Here is a 19,884-nt window from a genome sequence, read left to right as displayed (position 1 = left end):
ATCCTTACTAGAAATATAACCGTTTAGCACTAATCTGGGAATAATATAGCGGTGTGCAGTCGTATGAGGTACAGTTTCACGAGCTATAAACCATGCTAGGCAAAGCTTGGTTTGTATCTCACTCAAGCGCTTACCGCTATATCTCGATAAATTTCTTCAGCACATTCAACGGCCGAGTTAGCCTGATCTTCAGTCCAATATCCAGATTGATAATATCTTCTTTCTGGGTGATTTTGCCCTAGAACAGTTCCCCGGATGCGAGAAACTGGTAACTGTTGCTCTAAACGAGGATAGAGAATTCCTAATCTTTCCCTCGCTTTACCTTCTAATTCCTTGAGATCATGTCCGAATTTTTTAGCGGCTCTTTGATCATTTTTAAAATACTGTTCTACTAAAAGCTTAAAAGCGCATTCTACTACATAACCAGCTAGGTAAATGGCATTGTCCCAACGGTTTTTAGACAGCAAAATTTTGGCATCTTGCAAATGTCGTCCCGCTGCACTAGCAAATAACTCGGTCATAGACGTATCGAATCAAATAAAAACTTTTTAGCCATAAACAAATTCTACCACCATAACGAAACTCTAAGAACTTTACTTCCTTGTTGTTGATTTTTCAACCTAAACTTGCCAAATTTTCTGAAACTGTTGCCTGATTTCCTCACTATAATTAAGCTGTTGACTGTCTAAATTACTCCTTAAGACTGCACTGGAGTGCCAGAGTTGCCAGTTCGAGCATTTGTACTAAAATTTCCCCTACTCAGTTTAAATCCAGTACAGCTTACCGGCTACTGAATCCTAACCCTAACAACAATTTTTGATTTTTACCAGAGGTCTAGGACAAGGACAAAAAGCTGATCTTGATTGAGTTATAGCACTTGCAGATGTCTATGAGATGATCTCGAATCCTAACCCTGATCATGTTTGAATAGGGACATCTCGTCTGAGGTGCTAATGAATAACACTTTTGGAATTAAAAGTCAATAGATTAAATATTAATTTTTGTAAAGAAAGGCCTGAGCATTTACTCAAAAAGCTCTTTACCATCTGTTACAAAATATGGCAAGATATTTATCAAATTGTGTCAAAACCCAGAGTAAATACTCACTTGGGTTACATTTTCTGATACAAAACAGAAACATATATCTAAATACCTTAAACAAAGGGCGATCGTCATCTGATGACGAAAATCACTTCATACCAGACTCAGCAATCATAAGGAGAACCATCATATATGTTCACTCACGTCAAGTCCACCATTCGTCACATAGTTCCCGACGCGTTGAATGGTCGATCGCTGGTCAAGGTGGTCTATGTCGTGCTAGAACCTCAGTACCAAAGTGCGCTGAGTAGTGCGGTCAGGGAAATCAACGCTAACAACCAGAAACTAGCGATCGAAATTAGTGGTTATTTAATCGAAGAACTGCGCGATGGGGAAAATTATCGCAATTTTCAAGAGGATGTAGCCAAAGCTAATATTTTCATCGCATCTCTCATCTTTATCGAAGATTTAGCCGATAAAGTCGTGGCCGCTGTCAGTCCCCATCGGGATAAATTAGATGCGGCGATTGTCTTTCCCTCCATGCCCCAGGTAATGCGCTTAAATAAATTAGGCAGCTTTTCCATGGCTCAATTGGGACAGTCTAAGAGTGTCATCGCTAATTTTATGAAAAAGCGCAGGGAAAACTCCGGCGCTGGTTTCCAAGATGCGATGTTAAAGTTATTGCGAACCTTACCGCAAGTCCTGAAATACCTCCCCATGGAAAAAGCTCAGGACGCACGCAACTTTATGTTAAGTTTCCAGTATTGGCTGGGAGGTTCCGCAGAAAATTTAGAGAATTTCCTGTTAATGTTGGCCGATAAGTACGTCTTTGATAACAAGGATGACAGTGTAGTTTACAAAGAACCGGTAGTTTATCCAGATATGGGTATCTGGCATCCTTTATCCCTGAAAATGTTCGAGGATGTCAAGGAATACTTCGCTTGGTACAATAACCGCAGTGATATTGCTGATGACCTCAAAGACCCCTTAGCTCCCTGTGTTGGCTTAATTTTACAGAGAACTCACCTCGTTACTGGTGATGACGCTCATTATGTCGCTCTCGTGCAGGAATTTGAGTCTATGGGTGCGCGAGTCCTTCCTGTTTTTGCTGGGGGATTAGATTTTTCTAAACCGGTAGAGGAATACTTCTGGGATAAAAGCTTAAAAGGAGTGGAAGCGGTTGCTATCGTTGATACGGTAATTTCCCTGACGGGATTTGCTTTAGTGGGGGGTCCAGCGCGACAAGATCATCCGAAAGCGATAGAATCCTTAAAACGTCTCAATCGTCCCTATATGTGCGCGTTACCGCTAGTTTTCCAAACTACTCAGGAATGGGAAGAAAGCGATTTGGGGTTACACCCGATTCAAGTGGCGCTACAGATTGCTATTCCCGAATTAGACGGTGCGATCGAACCTATTATATTATCGGGCCGGGATGGCGCGACGGGTAAAGCGATCGCTTTACAAGACCGGGTAGAAGCGATCGCTCAACGGGCGCTAAAATGGGCTAACCTAAGAAAGAAACCGAAACTGAATAAAAAAGTCGCCATCACTGTGTTTAGTTTCCCCCCTGATAAGGGGAATGTGGGAACCGCAGCCTATCTAGATGTGTTCGGTTCTATCTACGAAGTGATGCAAGCGTTACAAAATAACGGTTATGACTTGCAGGACTTACCCGCATCTCCCAAAGAACTGATGGAAGCGGTAATCCATGATGCTCAAGCACAGTACCATAGTCCGGAGCTAAATATCGCCTATCGGATGTCCGTACCTGAATACGAGCGTTTAACCCCCTATTCCGTCCGTTTAGAGGAAAATTGGGGACCACCACCGGGACACCTCAACAGTGATGGACAAAATCTGTTAATCTACGGGAAAGAGTTCGGTAATGTCTTTATTGGGGTTCAACCTACCTTCGGTTATGAGGGGGATCCGATGCGTCTGCTCTTTTCTCGTTCTGCTAGTCCTCACCACGGTTTTGCAGCCTACTATACCTATCTCAATCAAGTCTGGAAAGCAGATGCGGTTCTCCATTTTGGCACCCACGGTTCCCTAGAATTTATGCCGGGGAAACAGATGGGAATGTCTGGGGAATGCTACCCGGATAACCTCATCGGGATGATTCCCAATCTCTACTATTATGCCGCTAATAATCCGAGCGAAGCGACGATCGCTAAACGTCGCAGTTATGCGGAAACCATCTCCTATCTCACTCCCCCCGCAGAAAATGCCGGACTCTACAAAGGGTTAAAAGAACTAAGCGAGTTGATCGGTTCCTACCAAACCCTGAAGGATAGTGGGCGTGGGGTGCAAATTGTCAATACCATTGTCGATAAATGTTTATTGGTCAATCTTGACAAGGATATAAGTTTACCTGCTTGCCCTGAGCCAGGCCGAAGGGATGGTGACACTGCCCATCTCAGTCAAGAGGAACGGGATAATATTGTCGGTTCTGTCTATCGCAAACTGATGGAAATTGAATCGCGTTTACTTCCCTGCGGACTTCATGTTATTGGGAAACCCCCCTCGGCGGAAGAGGCGGTGGCAACTTTGGTCAATATTGCCAGTTTAGACCGGGAAGAGGACGATTTACTCTCCTTACCCCGGATTATTGCCAACAGCATCGGCCGGGATCTAGAGGAAGTTTATCGCAATAGCGATCGAGGTGTGCTGGAGGATGTGGAATTACTGCAAAACATCACCCTCGCGACTCGCGCTGCCGTCGCAACTTTAGTCAAGTCCCAAACTGACCCAGAAGGTCGGGTATCGATGCTTTCTAAGCTGAATTTCTTGAATATAGGCAAGAACCCTTCGACTTCGCTCAGGGCAAAATCGCCTTGGCTCGAAACTTTACGGTCGATGGGTTATCCAAAAGTTGATCCGGTCGCGTTAAAACCCCTGTTTGAATACCTAGAATTCTGTTTAGAACAGGTCTGTGCTGATAATGAATTGGGGGCGCTATTAAAAGCATTGGAAGGGGAATACGTTCTTCCTGGTCCTGGTGGCGACCCTATCCGTAACCCCGGAGTTTTACCGACGGGTAAAAATATCCACGCTTTAGACCCCCAGTCTATCCCGACCCTAGCGGCGGTAAAATCGGCTAAAATCGTCGTGGATCGTCTGTTAGAACGGCAAAAACTGGATAATGGCGGTAAATATCCCGAAACTATCGCTTGTGTTCTCTGGGGAACGGATAATATCAAAACTTATGGGGAATCTCTGGCACAAATTCTCTGGATGCTGGGGGTTCGTCCTCTTCCCGATGCTTTGGGACGGGTGAATAAACTGGAATTGATTCCCCTAGAGGAGTTAGGAAGACCGCGCATTGATGTGGTGGTCAATTGTTCTGGTGTTTTCCGGGATTTATTTATCAATCAGATGAATTTGCTTGACCAAGGGGTAAAAATGGCCGCGGAAGCAAACGAACCGGTGGAGATGAATTATGTCCGCAAACACGCTATTGAACAAGCAAAAGAGATGGGTTTAACGGTTCGACAGGCAGCCACCCGCATCTTTTCTAATGCTTCTGGTTCTTATTCTTCTAACATCAATCTCGCGGTGGAAAATAGCAGTTGGGAAGACGAAAAAGAGTTACAGAATATGTATCTCAACCGCAAGGGTTTCGCTTTCGATTCTGATAACCCCGGGATGATGGCCGATAATCGTCAGTTGTTTGAAGCATCCTTAAAAACTGCCGAGGCAACTTTCCAAAACTTGGATTCTAGCGAGATTAGTTTAACCGATGTTTCCCACTATTTCGACTCGGACCCGACAAAAGTTGTCGCTAGTTTACGCGATGATGGCAAAAAACCGGCGGCCTATATTGCCGATACTACCACCGCTAATGCTCAGGTGCGTACTTTATCGGAAACCGTGCGCTTGGATACCCGCACCAAGTTACTCAATCCCAAATGGTACGAGGGAATGTTAAGTCACGGTTACGAAGGAGTCCGAGAATTATCGAAGCGTTTGGTTAATACCATGGGATGGTCGGCAACTGCTGATGCGGTGGATAATTGGGTTTATGAAGATGTGAACACCACTTTTATTCAAGATGAGGAAATGTGTCAGCGTCTAATGAATCTCAATCCTAATTCTTTCCGCAAGATGGTGGGAACCCTGCTAGAAGTTAATGGTCGCGGTTACTGGGAAACTTCTCAAGAGAATTTAGACCGCTTACAGGAACTTTATCAAGAAGTGGAGGACCGCATCGAAGGAATCGAGTAGAATAGATAGATAAGACTCAAGAGATTGGCTAATCACCAGTCTCTTGGGTTTTCAAAAAAGATGAAAAATAACTTTTGGGGGTTAATCTGGTCTAGTTTTTTAGGAATTCAGTCATTGGTGCTGGGATTCCTGGGTTTTGTCGCTAGTTTAATTGCGTGGGCATTTGCTGGGCAGACACCTATTCCTCTAGTGGTTCTTTTTGTTATAATCACGATAGCTATATTAGCTATAGCTACTCTATGTAAGGCGTTACAAACGGCACTAGAAGAATATGAAAAGCTAAAGCGAAGTATCATTCCGAAAATTTTGGTAGTTTTTGAAGAAAATAATGATGTCCTATGCCTTTTAGAACCTTCTGAATTATTTTCTCAGGGTATCACAATCTCTTTTTACTATACTAATGAAGACAATATCGAAGCACTAATCGCTGATGGTTATATTAAACATATTCAGACTGATCGCAAAATACAGGCGGTTATTGATCGGCAAGTACCAGGTCGTCAAGATATTTTAAAACGGTTAGTTAATAAAGAGCAAAAAATCATCGATAAGGTAACAGTCAAACCGGGTAATACCCGAAATTTTAGCTCACCCTAAAGGAAAATATGGAAAACGTCACAGAAACTCCCCTTTTATCCCCCAAAGGAACTTTTCCTGCCACTGTTGTTAAGGTTATTGACGACTATAAATTAGTAATGAATAGAGGTGAACAAAACGGAATTCGAGAAGGTCAAAGAATGATGGTTTATCGTATCGATGACGAAGAAATATTAGATCCGGATACTGGCGAATCTTTAGGGTTTCTCGAATTAGTAAGAGGTACGGGAAGAATTATTTTTGTTCAAGATAAAATATCTATAATTGAAACCGATCAGAAAAAAACTTATAGAAAAAGAATAGAAAATTCTCCTTTTGCATTGAGGAGTTATAAATCTGAAGTGGTAGAATCCGATGAATTAAAACCTTTTGAAAATCCTCAAGTTGGCGATCTAGTCAAGCCTATTTAATCGTTATAATCAAAAATTAGTCCGGTTGTGCATTTTATTCAGCAAAAAAAAGGATTAAGAGGGTTTCTGTCGGGTTTCGTAGCCTCAACCCGACCTAGTAATTTACTACCATTTTTGTCTAGGAAAAACTAATTCCCGATTTACCCGATGTATTACTCATAGTAAAACTTTAGAGGAAGGGATTATTCATATTGAAGAAGCGAGCGAATTTGGATACAGACAGTTTATTTTAGTGATAAAAAAGATATTCCCATGTTTTCTAAAAGATAAAAAAATATTCCCATAAATTGTTGCGGCGATGCGATTTTTTAAGCATTATTGACCTTCTGACCTCTGAGAGCCGAAAATAGACAGAGACGACCCAAACCCATGATTGCTGGTGAGAAGGTTTCCTGCCCTTCGACTTGGCTCAGGGCAAGACTGGGGGCTTCTAGATGGCAGCCAGCAAATTCTTGCTGAATTTCTGTTAAGAAATGGGGCCAAATAGTCAAGAAAAAATTACCGCTAAAAATTATTTGATCGATATCTTCAAGACTTTTTTGCTGTTTTTCTAACAAATCATTAACTTTTTGTCTTAGATTATCTAGATATGGTGCAATCACCTTCTTATTTAAATCCCTACGACTGACCGTCCAAGTATGACCGGCTAGAGAGGAGGTAAATTCGCTTTCTTCTTGCAGGATTAATTTGGTTAATCTAGCGGCTGCCAGTAAAGATTTTTTTAAGGGATTAGTATCGGTGAGATCGGAGGGAGAAAGCGGCAAAAAAGAACGCCAGAGAGGATAAATTAACTGAGAGAGTATGGCCTGTTCATAGGTGTTTTCCCCGTAGTTAAAATGGCTCAGAGCGATCGCTTGACGGGATAAAGAGCAAGTTTGCGGTGGGACTTCCAGCAGCGCTAAAGTGGTAGTCTCTCGTTTACCTTCGATAACAAGTAGGGTTTGGGGTTGAGGTTGGTCGCTAGTGGGAATATAGGCCAGGGCAGTAGCGATCGCTGTTTCCAGACTAGAGAGGCGATCGGAGGGTATTAGTTGCGCTCTGAGAAGGGCTTTTTTTAGGTCATCCGTGGGGGTTTCCCCGTCATCGGTAATAATAATAGCTTCTAATCGCTCTAAGGCTTCCCAGAGCCAAGAATCGGTGCTAAAATCCCGATTAGATAGCCAGTTAATTAGATATTCTTCCACCTGAGAGCAGGGTAAGAGATCGCTTGTTCCCGTTGCCAGACTCCAAGAAAGAGGATAAAAATCGATCAGTCCTTGGCTTTCCCGAAAAAAGACGATTTTCACCCCTGGTGGTTGTACCTCCATTCCCAGGGACCAACGGGCAACTTCAGGGGTTCGAGCGGGGGATAATAAAGGAAAAAGAAGCGCTTTGGCCGATTCTAAATGTTGACGAGTGGCGATAATTGTCTCGGAAGTAACTTCTTGCGGGTTAACTAGAGATGAAATCACCTTGGCAAGAATCCGATCGATCTCGATCAGTAGGGAGGAAAAATCCTGTTTATCGGTCACTAGATAAATAAAAATACCTACAACTGTCTATTGTAGAATCACCCACTTAAAACGAACAAAATTTAAATATTAAACCATGGAAGAAAAACGCTATCCTGCGGAAAAATCAGCAGAAATTCAAAAATTACTGGATACAGCCACCTTATTGGTCGGTTTACCCCCTGAAACCATCGATCAAGTTACTTCTCATGCTGTCACCCGCACTCATCCTGCTAATCGGGCAATTCTATTAGAAAATGATTGGGGTGGTTCGGTTTACTTTATTCTGGATGGTTGGGTGAAAATTCGTACTTACAATACGGATGGCAAAGAAGTCACCTTAAATATCGTCGGTAAAGGGGAAATACTCGGAGAAATGGCCGCTTTAGAAGAATCTCCCCGTTCCACTGATGCTATCACCTTAACCACGGCCACAATTAGCAGTATTCCCGCCCAAGATTTTGTTAATCTGCTCAAATCGGAGCCTTTAGCGGGAATTCGTCTTTCCCAGTTAATGGCCAAGCGTTTGCGTCAGCTTAACCGACGTTTACGTTTGCGCGAGGCTGATAGTCTTTCCAGAGTGGCCGATACTTTACTCTTTTTGGCCGAAGGTCAAGGAGAAAAAAGCGGTCAGGGTGCGATAATTCCTAATTTACCTCACCGGGAATTGAGTAGTATTAGTGGACTGGCCCGGGAAACCGTGACCCGATCCTTGACCAAATTGGAGAAAAAAGGCCTGATTCAACGACAGCAGGAATCTCTCTGTATTCCCGATCTGGCCGCTTTAGAAAAAGCGATCGCCTAAATTCAGTTATCAGTTATCAGTTATCAGTTATCAGTTATCAGTTATCAGTTATCAGTTATCAGTTATCCTACTAAAATCCGGTTATTAAAGACTGATTATCTATTCCTCCTTTTGCCTTTTGCCTTTTGCCTTTTGCCTTTTGCCTTTTGCCTATCTTCACTAGGAAATTTATTTTGCACGACTACTTATGACTGAAAAATTAACCGGTTTTGGAGTGGTGCTGGTGACAACGGCCAGCGAAACGGAAGCGGAACACCTGGCGATCGCCTTACTGAACGATCGCCTGGCCGCTTGTGTCAGTATTTACCCGATTCGTTCCATTTATCGTTGGCAGGGACAGATTGAAAACGAGCGCGAATGGCAATTAGCGATTAAAACCGATTTAAAGCAGTTTGAGCAGTTATCGGCGAAGATACAGGAACTTCATACCTATGCCGTCCCAGAAATCATCGCTTTACCTGTTGTTGCGGGTTCACAGACCTATTTAGACTGGTTAGCCTCCCATACAGGTGGGGTGTCAGAATAGACCAATCGGCCACTTGAGCGAAAAAAATCTATATAATTCTTAATAAACTATCTCAGGAAGCGCAAAAAGTTTTAATCTAGATGCTGATTAAATGTTTAAACATCTGGTTTTAAGACCGATCGCCTCCACGATTGGAGAACTCAGCACATCGTCAAGGGAGATAGTTAAAATCCAATGAGTCTTAAGGCAAGCGGTGGCAGCTCCTTAGCGCGTCCCCAACTCTATCAAACCGTCCCGGTATCTGCCATTACCCAAGCAGAACAACAAGACCGCTTTCTCGATAAACCCGAACTCAATGAACTAATCGCCTACTTCCAATCGGGGAGCAAGCGTTTAGATATTGCCCAAACGCTCACCCGGAACTCCGATCTGATCGTCTCACGGGCAGCTAACCGGATTTTTACCGGTGGTTCACCCATGGCCTACCTAGAAAAACCCCCCGTGGAAGAATTGGCCCTGGTGGGTGCGGGTAAAGTTATCAACGTCCAGGAAGGGATGAAATTAGGAACCGTTACCTACGCGGAAAGCGGCTCCGGTGGCGGTGGTGGCCTTCTCGGTGGCTTAAAAGGGATTTTCGCCTCTAGCGGCCCAATTCCCCCCGGATTCCGACCGATTAACGTCTCTCGTTACGGTCCGAGCAATATGCAGAAGTCCCTCCGGGATTTATCCTGGTTCCTGCGTTACATTACCTATGCGATCGTCGCTGGTGATACCAGTATCCTGATCGTTAATACCCGCGGTTTAAGGGAAGTTCTCGAAAATGCCTGTTCCATTGATGCCACCATCGTGGCCCTACAGGAAATGCGGGCCGCTTCGATCGAGTATTTCCAAAGAGACAAGGATGCGGTCACTTTAATCAGTGACTATTTCAATATCCTACTAGGGGAATTAAAAGCCCCCACCCCCTCTAATAAACTGCGTCAGCGTCCCAGTAGTGACCAACAGGGTTTAAGTCTTCCCCAAAGCTACTACAATGGTGCCGAAAAACGACAAAAGTTTGTCATGAAAACCGGTTTATCGGAGTCGGAAAAATCTTCGATTATCAAGGCCGCCTACAGACAAATTTTTGAACGGGACATCACCCGCGCCTATAGTCAGTCCATTTCTGACCTAGAATCGAAGGTGAAAAACGGCGACATCTCGATGAAAGAATTCGTCCGTCGTCTCGGTAAATCGCCTCTCTATCGTAAACAGTTCTTTGAACCTTTTATCAATAGTCGCGCCCTAGAATTGGCTTTCCGTCATTTCCTCGGTCGCGGTCCTTCCTCCCGGGAAGAAGTGCAGAAATACTTCTCGATCGTCTCTAGCGGCGGTTTAGGGGCGTTAATCGATGCTTTAGTCGATTCTCAGGAGTATTCTGACTATTTCGGCGAAGAAACCGTTCCCTATCTCCGGGGTTTGGGTGCAGAAGCGCAGGAATGTCGTAACTGGGGGATGCAGATCGACCTGTTTAACTACAGCGCACCTTTCCGCAAAGTTCCCCAATTTATCACCACCTTTGCTAAATACGATCGCCCCTTACCGGATCAGCACGTTTACGGTTCTGGAAATGACCCCTTAGAAATCCAATTTGGGGCAATTTTCCCGAAAGAAACCCGCGAACCTAGTTCTAGTCCCGCTCCCTTTGGTAAAGATAGCAAACGTATCCTCATCCACCGCGGACCTGCTACTAATAACCAAAATAGCAACCCCGGCGCCCGAGGTGAATTCCCCGGTACTTTGGGACCGAAAGTTTTCCGTCTCAATAACGAGTTACCCGGTTCTAGCAATGGGGTAAGCGTTAAATTTGGCGAAAGTTCCACCCAAAGAGTGATTTTAGCGGCTTATCGTCAGGTTTTCGGTCGAATGCCCTACGAAGGTCAGCGTTTATCCGTGGCCGAGATTAAGTTAGAAAATGGCGATATTACTCTGCGTGAGTTTATCAAAACCCTAGCTAAATCCGAGACTTTCCGGAAAATCTACTGGACTCCTCTCTATGTGGTGAAAGCGATCGAATATATTCACCGTCGTCTGCTCGGTCGTCCCACCTACGGTCGTCAGGAAATGAATCAATACTTCGATATCTGCTCGAAAAAAGGCTTCTATGCTTTAATCGATGCTCTGATCGATAGTCCTGAATATACGGAAGCTTTTGGCGAAGATACGGTTCCCTACGAGCGCTATCTAACTCCCCAAGGGATGCAGTTACGGATGGTGCGTTTGGGCAATCTCCGCGAAGATATCGGCCAAAGAGTTGATAAAGAGGAAACCCCGCGCTTTATTGAATTGGGTACACCTTCGGTCTCGATTCGCACTGAACCCGATATTCAATCTCGTGTCGGTCAAGGTGTCACGGTTCAACGGGAACAAACTAAGGTCTTTAAACTGTTAACTAATCTCGATAAAGTTGCCGTACAAAATACTGTTCGCGCTGCCTATCGTCAGATTTTTGAACGGGATCTCGAACCCTATATCATCAATGCCGAATTTACCGCTTTAGAGAGTAAATTAAGCAATGCTGAGATCACGGTGAAAGAATTTATTGAGGGTTTGGGTTGTTCGGATCTTTACCTGAAAGAATTCTATGCTCCCTATCCGAATACGAAAGTAATTGAATTGGGAACTAAGCACTTCTTAGGTCGCGCTCCCTTGAATCAAAAAGAAATCCAGAAATATAACCAAATTCTGGCAACTAAGGGATTAAAAGCCTTTATCGGTGCCATGGTTAATAGCATGGAATACCTACAATTATTTGGTGAAGATACGGTTCCCTATCGTCGTTTCCCGACTCTACCGGCCGCTAATTTCCCCAATACGGAACGCTTATACAATAAGCTGACTAAACAGGATAGTGAACTGGTTGTTCCCAGTTTTAAACCAGTAGTTAAGGTCGGTGGCTAGTTAGTCCTTGAAGTTAGTTAATTTAGCTCGTGTTCAACACGAGCTTTTTTTTTGTTTAGTATCCCAAAGCTAACCCATCGGACCGAGGTTCGCAATTTGCCGGATAATTTGACCCTTGCCAAAATGGGAGGAATCTGCGATCGCTACCTGATGGACTCTGGGGGTTAATCTGGGCAGTAATTCGGGGGCTGCACCCCTTTCTAAAAGTACGCTGTTTCCCCGTAAAAATCGCCATCTAGGGGCATCAAGGGCGGTTTGAGGATTGAAATGATGGTCAACCATGTTTACCGCCATTTGTCGGGGTCCTTGGTGTTGCATCGGCGCACCCATCAAAAGTGCCATCATCCCAACGGAGAAAACTGGGGATAATCGTATGAAAAGGACGTTTAGCGGGAGCAATGCGGTTAGGATGACCCAATTCGAGGGTAAAACCACTAGCATGGTATAGAATTAATGGTGCGAACAAGTGTATTAGTCTAGAATTTCTCACCTTCCCCCATGGAAGTTGGAAGCATTAAGTCTCGGTTACTTCTAAACTGTCCACAATTGTCCGAAAGCTTTCTAGTCCAGCTTCGAGGTTTTCCATAATCTCCAAAGCCAGCACATCGGGGTCGGGAAGGTTGTCAAGGTCGGTTAAACTTTTATCTTTGAGCCAAAATATATCGAGGCTGGTTTTATCCCTGGCGATAATCTCATCATAGGTGAATTTTCGCCAACGTCCTTCGGGATTCTGTTCTGAATAGGTTTCGCTGCGTTGATGACGATTTTGGGGATGATAACAGGTGATGAAGTCCTGTAAATCGGCTGGTTTTAAGGGGTTTTTCTTGAGGGTAAAGTGAATATTGGTGCGAAAGTCATAAAACCAGATAGCTTTTGTCCAAGGGTCTTTAGCGGCGGGTTTATTATCAAAAAAGATGACGTTGGCTTTCACTCCCTGTTTATAAAATACACCGGTGGGTAATCTGAGGATAGTATGCAGGTCGGTGGTTGATAATAGTTGTTTGCGGACGGTTTCCCCGGCGCCACCCTCGAAAAGGACGTTATCGGGGACAACCACGGCAGCTTGTCCTGTGCTTTTGAGCATGGAACGAATATGCTGGACGAAGTTGAGTTGTTTATTAGAAGTGGTTGCCCAAAAATCCTGACGATTATAGGTTAAGTCTTCTCGGTCCTGTTCCCCGTCTTCATTGGTAAAAGTTAGGCTGCTTTTTTTGCCGAAAGGGGGATTAGCAAGGACATAATCGACGCTAAGGGGAGAAGGAGCAATCAGAGCATCGGTGGAGGCGATAAAGCATTGCTCATCGTTAATATCGCCGATATTATGCAGAAACATATTCATCAATGCCAGGCGTCTTGTATTGGCGACGATTTCGTTACCATGAAAGGTGCTTTTTTTGAGAAATTCTTTCTGTTCTCGGTCTAAGGGATAATTTTTGACCAAAAAGTTATAGGCTGCCAGAAAAAAGCCGCCGGTTCCACAGGCAGGGTCAGCAATAGTTGCCATGGGTTGGGGACGCAAGCATTCTACCATGGCCCAAATCAAGGGCCGGGGGGTGAAGTATTGGCCGGCGCCGCTTTTGGTGTCTTCGGCGTTTTTTTCTAGAAGTCCTTCGTATATGTCGCCTTTGACATCCGTTTCCATCATCACCCAGTTTTCTTCATCTATCATGGTGATGATTTTGAGCAGTTTGGCAGGGTCTTGGATTTTGTTTTGAGCTTTGGTGAAGATTTGCCCTAATAAGCCTTTTTTTTGCCCTAATTCGCGTAATATGCCGAGGTAATGAGCTTCGAGGTCGGCCCCTCGTTTGCTCCGCAGACTTTGCCAGTCGTATTCAAAGGGGATGCCGATTTTGCGATTATAGGGCGGTTTGGCGTATTCATCAGCCATTTTCAGGAATAGGAGGTAGGTGAGTTGTTCAAGGTAGTCCCCATAACTGACCCCATCATCCCGCAGGGTGTTACAAAAACTCCAAACTTTTGACACAATTGAGGCGGTATTCATGACATTGGTTTGTTTATTAGGGTTTTATTGGCGTTTTTTGGCTTTTTCATAAGCAGGGTCATGTTCAGCAAAGCTTAGAATAACCACTCGTTTAGGAGAAGGTTTGTCATGGATGCGATAAACAAGACGGTAGGGGGTTCCATTCCAATCGATTTCTAAGGCACGACATCCTTTGAGTTTTCCTGTTAAGTTATGACTAGGAAATCCTAACGTTTGATAGGGGTCTAAGGCGAGTATTTTTTGATAGTTTTGCCATTTTTGTTGCAGTTTTGGCGGTAATTGCGAGATGTCATTTTGTAATTCTTTGACGCTTTGAACAATATAAGGATTTTTAGCTTTGCTCATTGGCAACCCACTGTTTTAGCTCATCTTCGTCAATTTCTTGGTCTGCTTCGATAAGAGTAATTAATTGACTGGGATTATCTAATTGGGGCAGTCTTTCTATAGCTAAAGCTTCGGCTGACAGGGTTTGAGGATTGTCTTCGAGGATGACAATAACTTCGACTTTTGCCCCTTGGGGAAGTTGGGGGGTGTCGATTTTTATTGTTCCATCGGATTGAACGAAGGTGGTTTGACGAATTGCTTGTGCCATTTCTGTACTATATTTTGTGTGGTTGTTTGATTGACTATAATTAGATTTTGCTACAAGTATCAGATTTTTTGAATTGAGCATCCTATTAGTTATCTCAATCATAGTCATCATTTAATCATTCCTAATCATGGTTTTGGTTTTGGTTTCATGACTCGTTTAAATTCTAAGCTTCTTGAGCCAAAGTTAATTAGTAAACCGATGGGAAGTCTATAAATTTCTATATAATTAATGGCTTGTGCGAGGTGAACATCTTCAAGTTTAATGACAGCTTTGATTTCTAACATTATCCTTCCTTCTACGAAAAAATCAACTCGTCTTGTGCCGATATGTGTTCCTTTATAAATGATATTCATTTCGTGTTCTTGACTAAAGGAAATTCCTTGATATGTCATTTCTATGGCTAAGGCGCGTTGATAGATTTTTTCCTGAAAGCCGTTTCCTAGTATGCGGTGTACTTCCATGGCACAACCGATTATTTTACCTGTTAATTCGCTGTCTGGATATTGAGAAGAAACGTAACTCATGCTATTGACTTGATACGATTTTTTGATTGGCTATGATTAGATTTTACTACGGGTCACATAATTTTTCTAACCCCCCGTACTGTGATTTATGTGATTTTTTGATTGGCTATGATTAGATTTTGCTACGAATATCAAAAGTTTTTGAATTGAGCATCCCATCAATCCCTCAATCATAGTCCTCATTTAATCATTCCTAATCATAGTACGAGTTTCCCCTCAAAGGCCCGTTTTAAGATGCTTTGGCGCAATGCTTCTGCTTTGTTTAAGTTCTCGGTGAGGGTGGCTTCTAATTGGTCACATACTGATAATCTTGATTCGATTTCTTGCACGATTTTGGTTTGTTCTTGCATAGGAGCAATAGCAACAGTAATCAAGGAAAATTTATTCGCACTTAAATGGTTAATCCCTACACCAGATGCTACTTGGGAAAAAACACCATTACGATAATAGCTTAGAAAGAGATTAAGAAGATATTCACTTGATATACAAATAGGTCTGAGACGAATCACAGTGTTCTGAAAACAACAATTTTTAATTTGATTTTTCCACATTGCAGGTTTACCAACTTGTTCGGAACTTCCAGAAGCTTCAGACAAAATAATATCGCCATATTTTAATCTATATCTTTCCTGTTCTGATGGGGTAAATTCCATGTCCATAATATCATCTAGATTAAGACCTTTCTCTGTAATATTTGCAGCACGAATATACTTAGTTGGAAAGTCTTTTGAACGATTTTTAGGTGAACGTTGTCTTCCTAATTGTACCTCTCCAAGTTCTTCAACTTTCACCCACATCCAACCATTAGGTAAACTGGGTAAATTGCTTAATTCTTCTTTGGTGAGGGGAGGTAAATCTTTTGGCTGTTGGGGTTTGGTGGGTTTTTTGGTTTCCTTGCCGTTATTTTCCCATTCTTTAAGTGCTTGTTTCCAGTCTTCTAATTGTTGCTGATAATGGCGTTTTCTTTCAGCTTTAATCTGTTCTAATAGGGTATCGGCATCCTCTAGACTGTCTTGATGTGTGTTGCGCCATTTTTCGGTTAATTTGCCCTCAAATGCCCATTTTAACACCGCTTGACGGTAGGTTTTTAGTTGTTCTAGCGCTTTTTTCAGGGATGCAACCCCGTTATCTAATTCCGAGAATAATTCTTCAATTTTCTCGACAATTCGATGTTGTTCGGAAGGAGGTGGTAATTTTATGAGTATTTTTCTCATGGACGATTGATTAAGCTTTAATCGAGTCGTACCAGTTACATAATTATGATAATCAACTTGATTCAGAAAATAACATAAATAAGCGTTAGAAACATGAGCTTTTAAAACATGAGCATGATTATTAACCCATATTTTTCCATGTACTAAGTAAGCCACATTTTTAAAAGGTTCAAAAAAGGGCGCACCATCTTCCCCTAATAACAAAAAATCGCCATCTAAAAGATAATTATCAATATAACCTACTTGTCCAGTAGCGCCATAATATGGATATAGTTGATTAGAAGTTTTTCCCTCTATTCTGCTCTGTCTTTCTGTTGAATTGATTGGCTTTCTATGCTTATCCAAAATATCCACTACATTTTCTAATTCTACCCACTTCCATCCTTGGGGTAAATCTGAATAATTTGAGTTGGCTAATTCCATCACATCTTGTAAGGTCATATTTACTCCTTAATTTGTAGGAAATAATTCCTCAATAACTGACAAATATTCAGTAATTGCGTCTTGAATGTTGCTTAACCCTTCTTTCTCTGTCTCTCCCTGGGACCAACAACCGGGCAACCCCGGACAACAGACGCTGCAGCCTTCTTCGGATTGATAGAGAATGATTTTATGTTTCATGATTTAAGAGTCCTTTTGATTTCGTATTTTATGCCACTAAAGCGGTGTTTAATTCCTCGATAATAGCCTCCATCTCATCGCCAAAAAGCTGATGGAGTTTACCGATTCCCCCCATACTATCAAAAGGGGTATAGTCCAAATCCTCTCGCTCTAAGGCAAAAGAACTGATAATATGTTCCTTGATTGCCCGTAGCCATTGCATCTGTTCTTGATTGAATTTTACTGATGCGCCCGCCTGTTTTTGAAAAACCCAAGTTTGAAAAGCTTTATCGATGCGTTTTTCATGGGGGGTTAAAACCTCATCTAAGCCAATAACACGCCGGATTAGGGCAATTAATGCCGTTAACTCACTGGTGGGATTGCTTGGCACCGCTTCTATCTGTTGATAGGCTGCCCATACTCTCACTGGCGCTAGGTTGGGGCGGTCTTTTTTGAGAATATCTAAGACTTCCTTGACCATTTTATAGGTGACGGGACGCTGTTGATAGGGCAGGTTATAGAGGATACGCAGGGCGGTGATTTCGTCCTTATTTGCCTCAATAAAGGCTGTAAAGTCATTTATTAGGGCTTGATTGTCTATCCGTTGCGCTTCACTCCATCCTGAAAATGTCACCCTATCGAGATTCTGAGTATCTATGTACTGTTCGTGTACTTTCCGCACATTCTCAAGGTAATCAATCAATTCCCCAGTCAAATAGCCGGCAGCCGCACGAGTAAGGGCTTTTTCCGCCGCTTTTAACTGTTCTGGGGTCGGATTTGTGGTTTGATAGGTTTCTTTGGCCCTATCCTCAATATTATCGGGGTCTGTGGCATTAAGCAGGGCTTTGGCCATATCTCCCAAAGTTGCCCCTCCGGTGATTTCTTTTATCTTTTCAGCTTCTTTTGGCGTGATTTGTCGTTCTAATCGCGCAAAACGACAGGCTAGGGAGATATAGGCATCGCTATCGTCTGTTACCCTCATAATGCCCATCATCAGGTCTTTTAAGGGGACACTGGATTTTCTTTCCAGGGGCCGGCTATCGGTTTTGGCTGATTGTTCCACACCGACAGCATCGATGATAATAAAGTGAGTTTTGGCAGAAAGGGCGGATTGAGAGACTTTTTTGAGACCATCATGGTCAAGGGTGCGTGTACCTCGTCCTTTCATCTGTTCGTAGTAGTTTCGAGATTTGACATCCCGCATAAAAATTAAACACTCAAGGGGTTGAATATCGGTTCCCGTGGCAATCATATCGACTGTAACGGTGATACGGGGATTAAAATAATTTTTGAACTGAGAAAGCACAGATTTCGGGTCTTCTGGCGATTTATAGGTAACTTTTTTGCAAAAATCGTTCCCTTCGCTAAATTCTTCCCGGACTATCTGAATAATATCGTCAGCATGGCTGTCATCCTTGGCAAAAATCAGGGTTTTCGGGACTTCTTGGCGATGGGGAAATAATTCTGGCAGTTTATCGCGAAAGGTGCGGATAATTTGGCGTATTTGGCTGGGATTGACCACATCTCGGTCAAGTTGCTTGCCGGTATAGACAATATCCTCATCCGGTTGTACCCAGCGTTTTTCACGGGTTAATTTTTCCCTTTTTTCGATGTATTCCCTGAGAATACGCCCGCCATTCTTGGTTATCTCCGTTTCAATAGTATAGACTTGATAATCTACGTTTACGCCGTCCATTACCGCTTGTTTGTAGCTGTATTCACTAACTACATTTTCATGGAAAAAGGCAAATGTCCGCACGTCGGGAGTGGCGGTTAAACCAATCAGAAAAGCGTCGAAATATAATAAAACCTGTTGCCAAACGTTGTAAATCGAGCGATGACACTCATCGATGACGATAAAATCGAAGAATTCAAGAGGAACTTTCGGATTATAGACCACGGGGACGGGTTGTTTCCCTTGTACTAATTCATTCGGGTTGGTTTGTTCGGCAGCCTCATCAAGACTTTCCCCTTTAAGGATAGAATAGAGTCTTTGAATGGTTGAGATGCAGACCTGAGCATCTTTGGCCAGATAACTGGAGGATAATCGCTGAACGTTGTAAAGTTCGGTAAATTTTCGGTTATCATCATTGGGAACAAAATTCCTAAACCCCCCTTCAGCTTGTTCTCCTAAGTTTTTGGTATCGACTAGAAATAACACCCGTTTGGCATCGGCAAACTTTAGGAGGCGATAAATAGCGGTAATAGCGGTGAAGGTTTTGCCGCTTCCCGTGGCCATCTGCAGCAAGGCCCGGGGAAAATTTCGCTTAAAGGAGGCTTCTAAGTTGGTAATAGCTTTAATTTGACATTCTCTCAGTCCATTCGGGTCAAGGGGGGGAATATCTTGCAGTTTATCCCGCAAGCTTTTGGGTTTATCTTGCCATTCTTGCAGGGTTTCCGGTCGGTGAAAGGAAAAAACAAGACGGGAACGAGGTTTCGGGTCGCGGCGATTGGTAAAGCGCGTCAGCTTGCCTGTGCTTTCGTAAATAAAGTTAAGGGGCCGGTTATTGATATATTTCAGCTTACTATTAGCGTATTTGTTGGATTGTTCCTCCGCCACCGTTAAACAGAAGCCTTTTTCCTCTCGTTTGGCCTCAATAATACCGACGGGTTCTCTATCCACAAACAGGACATAATCAGCGAATCCGCTATCGGTTGGATATTCCCTGATAGCCACTCCCAAACTGGTATTGAAGTTGATTTCTTTTTTATCTTGGACAGACCATCCCGCTTGACGCAATTGTTCGTCAATCAGTTCACGCGATTGGTTTTCTGGGGTTTGATTGCTGGAAGGCATGGTTAGCAAATTTGGCGCGATAAGCTGACTAATTTAACGGCAAATGTCAATATTTATCTTTATCTAAGCAGATTTTAGAAAGTTTTTTTTTATCTTAATATTAATTATCAGTGGTCGGAGATAAGGTCTTAAGAAATGTCAATTATCGCTATTCTTACTGACCCTCAATAAATTAAAAT

General features: G+C 43.0%; 17 protein-coding genes. 6 read left to right on the top strand and 11 right to left on the bottom strand.

What is annotated here, in order from left to right; translation table 11 throughout:
- Positions 1–122: 122 nt before the first annotated feature.
- A complete protein-coding gene (locus IM485_RS00330; protein ID WP_104397262.1) occupies positions 123–521 on the bottom strand; it encodes a HEPN domain-containing protein in 399 nt (132 codons plus the stop codon).
- Between the two features lie 712 nt (positions 522–1,233).
- Between IM485_RS00330 and IM485_RS00325 the strand changes: the two genes are divergently transcribed.
- From IM485_RS00325 to IM485_RS00315, 3 genes are read left to right on the top strand one after another with little or no spacing between them, the layout of a single operon-like run.
- Positions 1,234–5,268, top strand: a complete 4,035-nt coding sequence (locus IM485_RS00325; RefSeq protein ID WP_287740448.1) for a magnesium chelatase subunit H — start codon at positions 1,234–1,236, stop codon at positions 5,266–5,268.
- A gap of 60 nt (positions 5,269–5,328) precedes the next feature.
- Positions 5,329–5,865 carry a hypothetical protein gene (locus IM485_RS00320; RefSeq protein ID WP_238142047.1) on the top strand — a complete coding sequence of 179 codons (537 nt, stop codon included), beginning with the start codon at positions 5,329–5,331 and terminating at the stop codon, positions 5,863–5,865.
- Positions 5,866–5,873: 8 nt separating this feature from the next.
- Entirely contained in the window at positions 5,874–6,275 is a 402-nt protein-coding gene (locus IM485_RS00315) for a hypothetical protein (protein ID WP_104397260.1), read from the top strand.
- 308 nt (positions 6,276–6,583) lie between these two features.
- On the opposite strand, the gene IM485_RS00310 is transcribed toward IM485_RS00315, so the two are convergent.
- Positions 6,584–7,795 carry a hypothetical protein gene (locus IM485_RS00310; RefSeq protein WP_311131775.1) on the bottom strand — a complete coding sequence of 404 codons (1,212 nt, stop codon included), beginning with the start codon at positions 7,793–7,795 and terminating at the stop codon, positions 6,584–6,586.
- 67 nt (positions 7,796–7,862) lie between these two features.
- Here IM485_RS00310 and IM485_RS00305 point away from each other — a divergent pair, with 67 nt between their 5' ends.
- The 3 genes from IM485_RS00305 to IM485_RS00295 all read left to right on the top strand — a co-directional run bounded on the left by IM485_RS00305 (position 7,863) and on the right by IM485_RS00295 (position 11,976).
- Positions 7,863–8,570 (top strand): Crp/Fnr family transcriptional regulator, encoded by a 708-nt coding sequence (locus IM485_RS00305; protein WP_110577678.1) that lies wholly within the window; start codon positions 7,863–7,865, stop codon positions 8,568–8,570.
- A 187-nt stretch (positions 8,571–8,757) separates the two neighbouring features.
- Positions 8,758–9,096 carry a divalent-cation tolerance protein CutA gene (cutA, locus tag IM485_RS00300; RefSeq protein WP_104397257.1) on the top strand — a complete coding sequence of 113 codons (339 nt, stop codon included), beginning with the start codon at positions 8,758–8,760 and terminating at the stop codon, positions 9,094–9,096.
- Between the two features lie 174 nt (positions 9,097–9,270).
- Positions 9,271–11,976, top strand: a complete 2,706-nt coding sequence (locus IM485_RS00295) for a phycobilisome rod-core linker polypeptide (protein ID WP_287740443.1) — start codon at positions 9,271–9,273, stop codon at positions 11,974–11,976.
- Between the two features lie 69 nt (positions 11,977–12,045).
- Here the strand turns inward: IM485_RS00295 and IM485_RS00290 are convergent, their stop codons facing one another.
- From IM485_RS00290 to IM485_RS00250, 9 genes are all read right to left on the bottom strand, one after another.
- Positions 12,046–12,258 (bottom strand): gamma-glutamyltransferase, encoded by a 213-nt coding sequence (locus tag IM485_RS00290; protein WP_353845993.1) that lies wholly within the window; start codon positions 12,256–12,258, stop codon positions 12,046–12,048.
- On the bottom strand, positions 12,251–12,442 hold the full coding sequence (locus tag IM485_RS00285) for a gamma-glutamyltransferase (RefSeq protein WP_287740441.1): 192 nt from the start codon (positions 12,440–12,442) through the stop codon (positions 12,251–12,253). Before IM485_RS00285 ends, IM485_RS00290 begins: the two co-directional genes overlap by 8 nt.
- A gap of 48 nt (positions 12,443–12,490) precedes the next feature.
- A complete protein-coding gene (locus IM485_RS00280; protein ID WP_287740440.1) occupies positions 12,491–13,978 on the bottom strand; it encodes a class I SAM-dependent DNA methyltransferase in 1,488 nt (495 codons plus the stop codon).
- Positions 13,979–14,002: 24 nt separating this feature from the next.
- Positions 14,003–14,323, bottom strand: a complete 321-nt coding sequence (locus IM485_RS00275) for a type II toxin-antitoxin system RelE family toxin (RefSeq protein WP_002733533.1) — start codon at positions 14,321–14,323, stop codon at positions 14,003–14,005.
- Positions 14,310–14,651: a hypothetical protein gene (locus IM485_RS00270; RefSeq protein ID WP_287668526.1), complete on the bottom strand. Its 342-nt coding sequence runs from the start codon at positions 14,649–14,651 to the stop codon at positions 14,310–14,312. The genes IM485_RS00275 and IM485_RS00270 overlap by 14 nt, the downstream gene beginning before the upstream one ends.
- Positions 14,652–14,695: 44 nt before the next feature.
- Entirely contained in the window at positions 14,696–15,094 is a 399-nt protein-coding gene (locus tag IM485_RS00265) for a GxxExxY protein (RefSeq protein WP_002734461.1), read from the bottom strand.
- 197 nt (positions 15,095–15,291) lie between these two features.
- Positions 15,292–16,749: a restriction endonuclease subunit S gene (locus IM485_RS00260; RefSeq protein ID WP_287740438.1), complete on the bottom strand. Its 1,458-nt coding sequence runs from the start codon at positions 16,747–16,749 to the stop codon at positions 15,292–15,294.
- A 9-nt stretch (positions 16,750–16,758) separates the two neighbouring features.
- Entirely contained in the window at positions 16,759–16,929 is a 171-nt protein-coding gene (locus IM485_RS00255) for a type II toxin-antitoxin system HicB family antitoxin (RefSeq protein ID WP_002734875.1), read from the bottom strand.
- A 28-nt stretch (positions 16,930–16,957) separates the two neighbouring features.
- Positions 16,958–19,705 (bottom strand): type I restriction endonuclease subunit R, encoded by a 2,748-nt coding sequence (locus IM485_RS00250; protein ID WP_287740436.1) that lies wholly within the window; start codon positions 19,703–19,705, stop codon positions 16,958–16,960.
- Between the last annotated feature and the right edge of the window lie 179 nt (positions 19,706–19,884).

Origin of the sequence: Microcystis sp. M169S2 (assembly GCF_020245865.1) — a bacterium.
In the GTDB taxonomy this organism is placed as follows: domain Bacteria; phylum Cyanobacteriota; class Cyanobacteriia; order Cyanobacteriales; family Microcystaceae; genus Microcystis; species Microcystis ichthyoblabe_A.
The sequence above is the reverse complement of the archived record's forward strand: the minus strand, read 5'-3'. Positions and strand labels throughout refer to the sequence as shown.

Excerpts from the sequence above, each read along its gene's own strand:
- IM485_RS00330 (WP_104397262.1), bottom strand. The coding sequence starts at position 521 with ATGACCGAGTTATTTGCTAGTGCAGCGGGACGACATTTGCAAGATGCC.
- IM485_RS00325 (WP_287740448.1), top strand. The coding sequence starts at position 1,234 with ATGTTCACTCACGTCAAGTCCACCATTCGTCACATAGTTCCCGACGCG.
- IM485_RS00320 (WP_238142047.1), top strand. The coding sequence starts at position 5,329 with ATGAAAAATAACTTTTGGGGGTTAATCTGGTCTAGTTTTTTAGGAATT.
- IM485_RS00315 (WP_104397260.1), top strand. The coding sequence starts at position 5,874 with ATGGAAAACGTCACAGAAACTCCCCTTTTATCCCCCAAAGGAACTTTT.
- IM485_RS00305 (WP_110577678.1), top strand. The coding sequence starts at position 7,863 with ATGGAAGAAAAACGCTATCCTGCGGAAAAATCAGCAGAAATTCAAAAA.
- cutA (WP_104397257.1), top strand. The coding sequence starts at position 8,758 with ATGACTGAAAAATTAACCGGTTTTGGAGTGGTGCTGGTGACAACGGCC.
- IM485_RS00295 (WP_287740443.1), top strand. The coding sequence starts at position 9,271 with ATGAGTCTTAAGGCAAGCGGTGGCAGCTCCTTAGCGCGTCCCCAACTC.
- IM485_RS00290 (WP_353845993.1), bottom strand. The coding sequence starts at position 12,258 with ATGGTTGACCATCATTTCAATCCTCAAACCGCCCTTGATGCCCCTAGA.
- IM485_RS00280 (WP_287740440.1), bottom strand. The coding sequence starts at position 13,978 with ATGAATACCGCCTCAATTGTGTCAAAAGTTTGGAGTTTTTGTAACACC.
- IM485_RS00275 (WP_002733533.1), bottom strand. The coding sequence starts at position 14,323 with ATGAGCAAAGCTAAAAATCCTTATATTGTTCAAAGCGTCAAAGAATTA.
- IM485_RS00270 (WP_287668526.1), bottom strand. The coding sequence starts at position 14,651 with ATGCTCAATTCAAAAAATCTGATACTTGTAGCAAAATCTAATTATAGT.
- IM485_RS00265 (WP_002734461.1), bottom strand. The coding sequence starts at position 15,094 with ATGAGTTACGTTTCTTCTCAATATCCAGACAGCGAATTAACAGGTAAA.
- IM485_RS00260 (WP_287740438.1), bottom strand. The coding sequence starts at position 16,749 with ATGACCTTACAAGATGTGATGGAATTAGCCAACTCAAATTATTCAGAT.
- IM485_RS00255 (WP_002734875.1), bottom strand. The coding sequence starts at position 16,929 with ATGAAACATAAAATCATTCTCTATCAATCCGAAGAAGGCTGCAGCGTC.
- IM485_RS00250 (WP_287740436.1), bottom strand. The coding sequence starts at position 19,705 with ATGCCTTCCAGCAATCAAACCCCAGAAAACCAATCGCGTGAACTGATT.